Here is a 7,660-nt window from a genome sequence, read left to right on the forward strand (position 1 = left end):
AGGACGGTCGCGTCTGGACCTTCTCTGATCTGGCCGCCGCGGCCGCGCCGCGCATTGCCGCGCTGACAGGTCATGCGCGGGGCGCGGTGCCGGTCGTCGGCCACAACGCGGTCGCGACCGTCGTCGAGCTGCTGGCGCTGCTGGAAGCCGGCGTGCCGGCACTGCTGCTGCACCCGCGCGCCACGGCCGCCGAACACGCGGCCGAGATCGCCGCCTGCGAAGCGGCCGGCGCCTTGCCGGCCGACGCGGCGGCGGTGATCTTCACCTCCGGCACCACCGGCCGCTCGCGCGGCGCGGTGCTGACCCGCGCCGCCTTCCGCGCCTCCGCCGCCGCGCACGCCGCCAACGTCGGCTGGCAGGCCGGCGACCGCTGGCTGCTGGCGATGCCGCTGGCGCGGGTCGGCGGGCTGTCGATCCTGACGCGCTGCCTGGCGGCGCGCGCGACGCTGGTGCTGGCGCCGCGTTTCGACGCCGCGCGGCTGCCGGGCTTGATCGAGCACGAGCGCATCACGCTGGCCTCGCTGGTGCCGACGATGCTGGCGCTGACGCTGGACGCGCACCCGGGCTGGGTGGCGCCGCCGTATTTCCGCACCTTGCTGCTGGGCGGCTCGGCGGCGTCGCCGCGGCTCTTCGCCCGCTCGCGTGCGGCGCGGCTGCCGGTCGTCGTGACCTACGGCTGCACCGAGACCTGCTCGCAGATCGTCGCCACGCCGTACGAAGCGCGTTTCGACGCCGAACCCTGGGGCTGCGGCACCGTGCTGCCCGGCGCCGAGCTGCGTGCCGAAGGCGAGCGCCTGCAGGTGCGTGGCGCGATGCGCATGCACGGCTACCTGGGCGAGCCGGCGCTGGACCCCGAGGCCTGGTTCGACACCGGCGACCACGGCCGCATCCACGCCGACGGCCATGTCGAACTCTTCGGCCGCCGCCACGACCTGATCGTCACCGGCGGCGAGAACGTCTACCCGGCCGAGGTGGAGCGTGTGCTGGAAGCCCTGCCCGGCATCGCCGCCGCGGCGGTCTTCGGCGTGCCCGACGAAACCTGGGGCCAGACCGTCGCCGCGGCGCTGGTGGCCGACGGCACGCCGCCGCCCGACGCCACGATCGTCGCCCACCTGGCCGCGCACCTGGCACGCCACAAGCGGCCGCGGGCGGTGGTCTGGGCCGATGCGCTGCCGGTCACGGCGGCGGGCAAGCCGGATCGGGGGGCGCTGGGGGCGAGGAGTGCTGAGTTGCGGGGGCTGAAGGCCTGATCCGCCGCGCTTGAGTTTGCCTCGCGGTGCCATTAATGGCACCATTAGCCATGGCGGACCTCGAGTCGATCCTGGCGCAGATGAAGGCTTCGCCTTCCGGCGTCCGTTTCAACGACCTCAAGAAGGTGTGCGAACACTGGTTCGGCCCGGCGCGTCAGTCGGGCAGCAGCCATGCGGTGTTCAAGACGCCTTGGGCGGGAGACCCCCGGGTCAACATCCAGGACGACAAGGGCAAGGCCAAGGCGTACCAGGTGCGCCAGGTCTTGGCGGCCATCGAGAAGTTGAAGGGGCACCAACGATGAACGTCGACCACTACACCTACCGCGTCACCTGGTCCGCCGAGGACGGCGAACACGTCGGCCTGTGCGCCGAGTTCCCGTCGCTGTCGTGGCTGGCCGCATCGCCCGAGGAGGCGCTGGCCGGCATCCGCGCCGTGGTGGCCGACTGCGTGAAGGACATGGCGGCCAACGCCGAGCCGGTGCCCGAGCCGATCGCCGACCGGCGCTACAGCGGCGAGTTCAAGGTCCGCATCCCGCCGCAGCAGCATCGGCAACTGGTCATCGAGGCGGCCGAACAAGGGGTCAGCCTGAACCGGCTGGTGAGCAGCAAGCTCGCCGCTTGACGCGCGGCTGTCGCGGATGGCTGGGGTCAGGTCTTGCCTTTTGCACGCCACTTCGGCCGCTGGATGACTGGCCTCTCAAGAGCGGCCCGCGTTCGCGGGCTGTGCTGCAAATGGCAAGATCTGATCCCGACGCCTCCTCGTTAAGCGCCATCTTTCTCGAAGTAGTCGTTCATCGCGGTGATGAGAGCGGGCAAGGTGTCGTAGATGCGCTGAAACTCGATGAGCGCGTCTGTAAGCGCATGAACGCCTGCTCCCCACGTGGTTGAGTACTCCGACACTCCGAGATGAACGATTTTCGTGCCTTCATCGATGCGCGCGAACGTTCCGAATGTTCCAGACCAGTTGGGATGCACGCACTCGGAGAATGCGTTGTACCTGTCTCTGAAGCCGGGCGCCCGCTCGTCGAGACGGTCCACGAGGCCGGTGACGTTCATTGGTTTGTACTTCGCGTCGGGGGCGCCGCGGGCGAGCAGCACTTGCATGAGATACCGGTGAAGCGCTTCCTTGTTCCGTACTCGCAGGAAGCGGTTTAATGCTCGTTCGACCGCAGATGAGAGAGCAACAGTTTCGATAACTGACCGAGTAAGGATGACTCCACCCAAGTAGTCATTTCTCTCGTAGAGGGCAACCGCCGCCGTCGCCAGATGCGCAACCCGGTAGAAAAGCACTTCGCGGATCGACAGCGCCGTGAAGGGGAGCTTCGAACGGAGCGTCAGCATTGCTGGATCGATCAATGAAGGCAACGATGCAGTGAGGTCGCCCGCCACAGCCTTGGCTGTTTCAAGCTCGACGAGGAGATGCTCGTGTTCATTCATGACGAATAACGTCGGAGTTTTTCGCCACGCACCGGCAAGGCGCCGCAAGACGTAAACTGCTGCGCACGGCTTGCGGCGCCTTGACGGTGCATGTCAGTGTCGAACGACCTGTTAGAGCTCATTGGGTGCCGGCCGGCCACACGACAAGGTTGTACTTGATGCAACGGGCGTTGAATGTGTGCTGCATCCACTGAACCAGTTTCAAGACCAGGATAACCTGCACTAAGGCCATTCGCTTCTTCGTGTCGGCAGTTGCCCAGGTGTATGTCAGCTGCTTTCGATCTCCGCTCGCGTCATGCCCTTCGAGGTAGATCTCGAACTTCTCACAGGGCAGAAGCGGCTGCGGCGACGGCAACGCGTCCACCGCGTCACGCAGGCCGGCCAACCCGCTTTCTTCAAGCTTGTAATTCCGACGATGAGAGTATCGGTTGCGGATTGTGTTCACTCGGTCGAAGACATCGCAGAATTCCGGTGCAAAGCCAAGGTTCTTGCATATGAAGAGCTTGGTCTTGAACGGGACGAAGCCGCCCTCGAAGAGATCTTCGGTGCTAGTGACGCGCGCCGCCCAGATGTTTAAGAACTCTTCCAACACGAGGTGGGCTCGGAGGACGACAGTGGCCTCGTCGAGCGCGTTCACCATGGTCATGTAGTCTTCCGGATCGAAGACGCGGGCGAAGTCGCCTCCGACTCCGACATGCCCTGGGCCGATCAGCGGCTGGTTCATATCTCTAACTCTTGTTATATGCTGCGCACGAACGCCGAATATCACATCCAACGCTCGGGCAAAACGTAGCCCTTGCGGAGAATCAAGCCCTTGTCGCGCTTGAGATTCCCGTCGCTGAGCGCCCAAGTTCGTAGGCGTAAAAAAATGACGCCGAAAGTGGCACCGGTTGCGCACGATTCTGCGCCGCGCGATCCTGTCCGCCAATCCCTCGGCCCGCTTTCGAGGGGAGGGCGGCCATACCGAGCGGACAGACCCGCACCGCCCTGCCGCGGGCGCCGGGTGGCCGGTGGAGTGAAGTAAAGGAGGAGGGCGGGCGCAGCCCGCCCGGGGGACATGAACGGAACCGGCCACCCGGTGACCGCGGCACGCTACTGCGGTGGCACGCGCGGCGGTCCAGCCGCTAACGAAGCCCAGAAGGGCTAACGGTCGCTCCGGCGACTTCAGCCGCTATGGGTGTCGGCTGTCTGCGCGAAGCTGGTCGTGCCAAGGCTGTCCCAGTCCGGCAAGCGGTGCTTCTTGCGACCGTGGGCGTAGTACGCGCTCATCACTAGGCCGAAGACGACACCCGCGATGGCGCTCGAACCCAAGGCGGCCATCGGGGACAAGCCTGCGCTGTGCCACACCAGCAGCCACATCACGGCTCCCCAGCCGATGGCGAAAAACGAACCGGCGAATACGGCCGTGGCGCCGAAACTGGCGAAGTGCGGTGGACGAACCTGAAACCCCAGGCGCCACAAGAGGCGCAGAAGCGGCGGGCCGTAGTTGGATTCGGTGATTCCCGTCGCCTTGAGAAGGCGAAGTGCTGTCTCACGCTTGGCTTCGAAATCGCTCACCGAACCTCCCTGCAGCGCACCTGGACCTTGTCGATGGTGCCGCGAAGGCACAGGTTTGATTCTGCCCTCGGAAGCTTGCTACTCGACACCCTCGTTCAACAGCACGTAATGCTGATGATCTTCCCAGACGCCGTTGATCTTCAGATATTTCCGGCTGCTGCCTTCCAACTCGAACCCGAGCCGTTCCAGCACCCGCTTCGACGCCAGATTGCGCGGCATCACGTTCGCTTCGATGCGATGCAGCTGGAGTGACTCGAACACCCACCGGATCGCGGCCCTCAGCCCTTCCTGCATCAACCCCTGGCCCTCGTTGCCCTGGCTCGAGCGATAACCCAGGAAGCACGACAGGAAGCAGCCGTAGACGATGTTGGAGAAGCCGATGGTGCCGATGACCTCCGCGCTTCCCTGCCGTGTGAGGTAGAAGTTGACGCCCGTGCGCGCGCGGAACTGTTCCTGCTGCGCCTCGACCATCTTCGAAATCGTCGGGAGATCGTAGTAATCGTCTGACCGTCTCGGTTCCCAGTCGGCCAGGAACGCCCGGTTGGCGACGAAGTAGCGCTGCACCGCCTCGGCGGAGACCTCCTCCGGCGTCAGCAGATTCAAGCGCGAGGTTTCGATCGGCATCGGCTCACTCCAACGAACTTCTCAACCGAGGCGCATCGGGTCGTCGCGGCCCCGCCTCGGTGCCGAGGAAGCTCAGAAGAACGTCCTCACCCCGCCCGTCACCCGATACCCGTCGTCGACCGTGTAAATCAGCCCCCAGCGATCAAACGTCGTGCACGGATGGCCGACGCCGAAGCCGACGAGGTCGCCGACGCGCCACGGCATCGCGCCGTCGGCCGCGTCCACCCAGGCGTGCTGGTCCGACAGCGCCACGGTCTTGATGCCTGACGGGACCGCGCGCGGCGCCGCTTCGCCGGCCGGCCACCAGCCCAGCGGCTGCGGCAGCATCAGGTCGTGCGACAGGTCGCGTTTGCCGGCGGCGCAGATCGCGCGGCCGGGTTCGGGCACCGACTGCACGACGGTCCAGACCTCCAGCGCGTTGCGCAGCCCCGGGCCGCGGCCCCACGCCGCGCCGGCGCGCTGGCGCAGCCGGGCCTGCATGCGCTCGTAGTGCAGCGCGTCGTGCGACAGGTAGCAGCCGCTGCGCAGCACCGGGCGCACCGCCGGGCCGCCCGGGCGCGCGGCCACCGCCGCCAGCACCTGCGCTGCCAGGTCGAAGAACTGCGAGCCACCGGCCGAGACGATGATCTCGCCGGGCGCGAACCAGCCTTCGGCGACGCCGGCCGCGGCGATGTCGCCGATCTGCTCGATCAGCGTCAGCGCCGCCAGTTCGACCGCGGCTTCGCCGTCGCCCGGCACCACGCCTTCGTAGGCTTCGATGCCGCGCAGCACGACGGCCGGCGCGGCGGCGCGGATCGCCCGGCCCAGCGCCAGCGCGGCGTCGCGCCCGCGCACGCCGGTGCGCGCGCCCGGCGCACCCAGTTCCAGCAAGACTTGCAGCGGCCGGCCGATCGGCCGCCGCGCCAGCCCGGCCAGCAGCTCGGCCAGCGCGGCTTCGGAGTCGACCAGCGTGTAGAAGTCGAACGCCGGGTCGGCGGCCAGTTCGGCCAGCACGAGGTCGACGTTGGCCGCGCCGACCAGCTGGTTGGCCAGCAGCACGCGCGGCACGCCGAAGCGGCGGTAGCTGCGCACATGGGCCGCGGTGGCGGCGGTCAGGCCCCAGGCGCCGTCGGCGAGCTGGCGCTCGAAGAGCTGCGGCGCCATCGTCGTCTTGCCGTGCGGGCACAGGCTGACGCCGGCGCGGGCGCAGAAGTCGCGCATCCAGGCGCTGTTGTGCGCCAGGGCCGAGTCTTTCAGCACCGCCACCGGGAACGGCAGCTCGCCGCCGGTCAGCGTCAGGCCCAGCGCGCCCAGATCGGCCAGCGGCCGGCCCACCGCGCGTGCGGCCAGGCCTTTGGTCGTGGCCGGCAGCGCTTCGGCCAGCAGGGCGGCAAGGTCCAGCGCCATCGGCGACTCCTTCAGCCGGCGGCCTGGATCGCCGCGCGGTGGCCGTCGAACTCGACGACGTCGCCGGCGCGCAGCTTGCGCCCGCGGCGCGTCTCGGCTTCGCCGTTGACGACGGCGCGGCCGTCGGCGATGGCGGCCTTGGCGTCGCCTCCGCTGGAAGCCCAGCCGGTGGCCTTGAGCAGCGCGTCCAGCGTGATGTAGTCGCCGCGCAGGGCGAAGTCGGTCGTGTCCATCGCGCCGATTGTCCCCTGCGGCGCCCTGAGACAATGCGCGCCCGCCGTCGCCCGACGGCCGGCGCGCGCGGCCGCGCCCCCTCGATCCGACTGTTCGCCCCGCCTGCGGGGCCGCCGCTTCCCGATGGACCTCGCTCTCGTCACCTTCGCCTCGTTCTTCGCCGGCCTCGTCGACTCCATCGTCGGCGGCGGCGGGCTGATCCTCGTGCCGGCGCTGTTCGCCGCCTACCCGCAGGCGCCGGCGGCCACGCTGTTCGGCACCAACAAGAGCGCGTCGGTCTGGGGCACCTCGTTCGCCTGCTGGCAGTACGCGCGGCGTGTGGACCTGCGCTGGGCGGTGCTCGGCCCGGCGGCGGGTGCGGCGCTCGTCGGCGGACTGCTCGGCGCCTGGGCGGTGACGCTGGTCGACCCGGCTTTCCTGCGCAGGGCGCTGCCGCTGATCCTGCTGGCGGTGCTGCTCTACACCGTGGCGCGCAAGGATCTGGGCCAGCACCACGCGCCGATCGCGTCGCGCAGCGCCGAGATCGCCGGCGCCTCGGCCATCGGCCTGGTCATCGGCTTCTACGACGGCTTCTTCGGCCCGGGCACTGGCAGTTTCTTCATCTTCCTGTTCGTGCGCCTGCTGGGCTACGACTTCCTCAACGCCTCGGCCTCGGCCAAGCTGCTGAACGTGGCGACGAACCTGGCGGCGATCGGCCTGTTCGCTGCCAAGGGCCACGTCTGGTGGCACATCGGCCTGACGATGGCGGTGGCCAACGTCGCCGGCAGCCTGATCGGCTCGCGGCTGGCGCTCAAACACGGCGCCGGCTTCGTGCGCCACGTGTTCATCGTCGTCGTCGCGGCGCTGATCCTGAAGACGGGTTACGACGCTTTCCTGCGCTGATCGCCCTCCGGCGGCGGCCGGCGCGGCCGATACTGAGGGCGAGCCGTCAAAACTCATCCTCCGATGCCCAGACCTCCCGCCTCCGTCATCGCCGCGCTCGAAGCCGCGCTGCAGCAGTCGCCCGACGACCTCGACCTGCGCCAGCACCTGGCGCAGCTGCTCCACGACGACGAACGGCCCGAGGCGGCGCTGGAGCTGTGTGTCGGCACGCTCGCGCGCGACCCGGCCCACCTGCCGGCGCTGCGCCTGGCCGCGCCGCTGGCGCGCCAGCTCGGCCGGCCGACGGCCGA

General features: G+C 68.7%; 11 protein-coding genes. 5 read left to right on the plus strand and 6 right to left on the minus strand.

Annotated elements, in window-relative coordinates; genetic code table 11:
- The 3 genes from RBXJA2T_RS12910 to RBXJA2T_RS12920 all read left to right on the plus strand — a co-directional run.
- The coding region (locus RBXJA2T_RS12910) for a class I adenylate-forming enzyme family protein (protein ID WP_009857830.1) at positions 1–1,250 on the plus strand (1,250 nt) is incomplete at its 5' end.
- 50 nt (positions 1,251–1,300) lie between these two features.
- Positions 1,301–1,552: a toxin HicA gene (locus RBXJA2T_RS12915; protein ID WP_009857831.1), complete on the plus strand. Its 252-nt coding sequence runs from the start codon at positions 1,301–1,303 to the stop codon at positions 1,550–1,552.
- The gene (locus tag RBXJA2T_RS12920) at positions 1,549–1,872 is read left to right on the plus strand and encodes a type II toxin-antitoxin system HicB family antitoxin (protein ID WP_009857832.1); all 324 of its coding nucleotides are present in this window, start codon (positions 1,549–1,551) and stop codon (positions 1,870–1,872) included. Before RBXJA2T_RS12915 ends, RBXJA2T_RS12920 begins: the two co-directional genes overlap by 4 nt.
- 140 nt (positions 1,873–2,012) lie before the next feature.
- On the opposite strand, the gene RBXJA2T_RS12925 is transcribed toward RBXJA2T_RS12920, so the two are convergent.
- The 6 genes from RBXJA2T_RS12925 to RBXJA2T_RS12950 all read right to left on the minus strand — a co-directional run bounded on the left by RBXJA2T_RS12925 (position 2,013) and on the right by RBXJA2T_RS12950 (position 6,487).
- Positions 2,013–2,687, minus strand: coding sequence for a hypothetical protein (locus RBXJA2T_RS12925; protein WP_138938868.1), 675 nt, complete (start codon positions 2,685–2,687; stop codon positions 2,013–2,015).
- A 118-nt stretch (positions 2,688–2,805) separates the two neighbouring features.
- Positions 2,806–3,411, minus strand: coding sequence for a hypothetical protein (locus RBXJA2T_RS12930; protein WP_009857834.1), 606 nt, complete (start codon positions 3,409–3,411; stop codon positions 2,806–2,808).
- Positions 3,412–3,851: 440 nt separating this feature from the next.
- Complete coding sequence (locus RBXJA2T_RS12935) at positions 3,852–4,244, minus strand: DUF6404 family protein (protein ID WP_009857835.1); 393 nt, start codon at positions 4,242–4,244, stop codon at positions 3,852–3,854.
- Positions 4,245–4,322: 78 nt separating this feature from the next.
- Positions 4,323–4,868: a GNAT family N-acetyltransferase gene (locus RBXJA2T_RS12940; RefSeq protein ID WP_009857836.1), complete on the minus strand. Its 546-nt coding sequence runs from the start codon at positions 4,866–4,868 to the stop codon at positions 4,323–4,325.
- Between the two features lie 72 nt (positions 4,869–4,940).
- A complete protein-coding gene (locus RBXJA2T_RS12945) occupies positions 4,941–6,254 on the minus strand; it encodes a type III PLP-dependent enzyme domain-containing protein (RefSeq protein ID WP_009857837.1) in 1,314 nt (437 codons plus the stop codon).
- 11 nt (positions 6,255–6,265) lie between these two features.
- Positions 6,266–6,487 carry an RNA-binding S4 domain-containing protein gene (locus RBXJA2T_RS12950; RefSeq protein WP_009857838.1) on the minus strand — a complete coding sequence of 74 codons (222 nt, stop codon included), beginning with the start codon at positions 6,485–6,487 and terminating at the stop codon, positions 6,266–6,268.
- A gap of 124 nt (positions 6,488–6,611) precedes the next feature.
- On the opposite strand from RBXJA2T_RS12950, the gene RBXJA2T_RS12955 reads away from it, so the two are divergent.
- A complete protein-coding gene (locus tag RBXJA2T_RS12955; RefSeq protein WP_009857839.1) occupies positions 6,612–7,370 on the plus strand; it encodes a sulfite exporter TauE/SafE family protein in 759 nt (252 codons plus the stop codon).
- A 63-nt stretch (positions 7,371–7,433) separates the two neighbouring features.
- The coding region (locus tag RBXJA2T_RS12960; protein ID WP_009857840.1) for a tetratricopeptide repeat protein at positions 7,434–7,660 on the plus strand (227 nt) is incomplete at its 3' end.

This window comes from Rubrivivax benzoatilyticus JA2 = ATCC BAA-35, assembly GCF_000190375.1.
GTDB classification, from domain to species: Bacteria; Pseudomonadota; Gammaproteobacteria; order Burkholderiales; family Burkholderiaceae_C; genus Rubrivivax; species Rubrivivax benzoatilyticus.

Coding starts and splice junctions, on each gene's coding strand:
- RBXJA2T_RS12950 (WP_009857838.1), bottom strand. CDS start 6,487: ATGGACACGACCGACTTCGCCCTGCGCGGCGACTACATCACGCTGGAC.
- RBXJA2T_RS12920 (WP_009857832.1), top strand. CDS start 1,549: ATGAACGTCGACCACTACACCTACCGCGTCACCTGGTCCGCCGAGGAC.
- RBXJA2T_RS12940 (WP_009857836.1), bottom strand. CDS start 4,868: ATGCCGATCGAAACCTCGCGCTTGAATCTGCTGACGCCGGAGGAGGTC.
- RBXJA2T_RS12915 (WP_009857831.1), top strand. CDS start 1,301: ATGGCGGACCTCGAGTCGATCCTGGCGCAGATGAAGGCTTCGCCTTCC.
- RBXJA2T_RS12930 (WP_009857834.1), bottom strand. CDS start 3,411: ATGAACCAGCCGCTGATCGGCCCAGGGCATGTCGGAGTCGGAGGCGAC.
- RBXJA2T_RS12945 (WP_009857837.1), bottom strand. CDS start 6,254: ATGGCGCTGGACCTTGCCGCCCTGCTGGCCGAAGCGCTGCCGGCCACG.
- RBXJA2T_RS12925 (WP_138938868.1), bottom strand. CDS start 2,687: ATGAATGAACACGAGCATCTCCTCGTCGAGCTTGAAACAGCCAAGGCT.
- RBXJA2T_RS12955 (WP_009857839.1), top strand. CDS start 6,612: ATGGACCTCGCTCTCGTCACCTTCGCCTCGTTCTTCGCCGGCCTCGTC.